Origin of the sequence: Nocardia sp. NPDC060220 (assembly GCF_042727815.1) — a bacterium.
Lineage (GTDB): Bacteria > Actinomycetota > Actinomycetes > Mycobacteriales > Mycobacteriaceae > Nocardia.
The window spans coordinates 1-1,015 of the sequence record NZ_JBHWZY010001398.1 but is presented as its reverse complement, the minus strand read 5'-3'; the positions used below and the strand labels follow the sequence as shown (position 1 = coordinate 1,015).

The following is a 1,015-nucleotide window of genomic DNA, read 5'->3' as shown; positions in this document are numbered from 1 at the left end:
ATGGAAGGGTTCCTCGACGCCCACGTGCAATTCCCCATCCGGGCCGCCCACTCCCGGAACCGTGAACCAGCAGCCGCCTCGGGCAGCGAGCAACGGAGGTTTGGGGAGTTCGGCCCAGCCGAGGACACCGGTGTAGAACGACCGCATGCGACCTTCGGCGCCTGGCGGACAAGCGACTTGTACGTGGTGAATCACAGATCCCCTCCTGAAATCTTCTGCAGGACAAGCGTACTGCTTGGTGTCATCCAGCGCCTGGAGGAACATCCGAACCGCCACGTCAGAACGCACTCAATGCCGATCATGTAGGGGGACGACCGACTGTGTACCCGTCGTGCTCGGCTTCCGGACGGCGTGCTCCTTGGAGCGAAAATGCTCCAGTGAGTCTTCAGTCTGTACGAACAGCTCCACCGGCCACTCACCGAAATGTATCGATGAACGGTAGGACGCCGATGAACCATGCATCAATACGGTGATATCCAGATCAGAAGTCGCCGTGGCCATTCCGAGAGCCACGCTGCCGCCTAGCCACGCTGCCCGAGCCTGCGGAAAGTCTCGCCGGACCAGCAGCCGTGCCACTTCAACCCCGTCGATCGCCACCGGGCAAGTCTGTCATCGTGTCGGCTCTGCGACTATTCCCCGCGATCTCGTGGTCCAGCGTTTCGTCATTTCGTCAGTCCGAGCAGTGCGGCGGTGAGCCCGTAGTCGGGGCCGAAGTCGTGCATGTTTCCGGAGCGGCAGCCATCGGACTTCATCTGGATCCGCTCACAGAACACGCTGACGATCTCGCCGGAGAGGGCGGTGCCGATCAGGGCGTGTATGCGCACGAAGCCCTCCTGCTTGTTCATGGCGCCGTCGATGTTCTGCATGAGCAGCGGCACCACGTCGACGATCTCGACCATCGCGCCGGAGTTGGCACGCAGCTGGTTGGTGACGGTGGTCAGGCCGGTCAGCGAGGCGGCCAGTTCTTCCTGATGCCCGGCGAAGGTCGTCGAGGTGTTGTTCAGGAACTGGTTGA

The 1,015-nt window shown here is 62.1% G+C and carries 1 protein-coding gene and 1 pseudogene; both read right to left on the bottom strand.

Features of this window, described 5'->3' with window-relative positions; all coding sequences use genetic code 11:
• Nucleotides 1–288: 288 nt before the first annotated feature.
• Nucleotides 289–576, bottom strand: a complete 288-nt coding sequence (locus ACFWF3_RS37070) for a nucleotidyltransferase domain-containing protein (protein ID WP_379318939.1) — start codon at nucleotides 574–576, stop codon at nucleotides 289–291.
• A gap of 86 nt (nucleotides 577–662) precedes the next feature.
• Nucleotides 663–1,015 (bottom strand): annotated as a pseudogene (locus ACFWF3_RS37065) (mammalian cell entry protein); the annotation flags it as partial.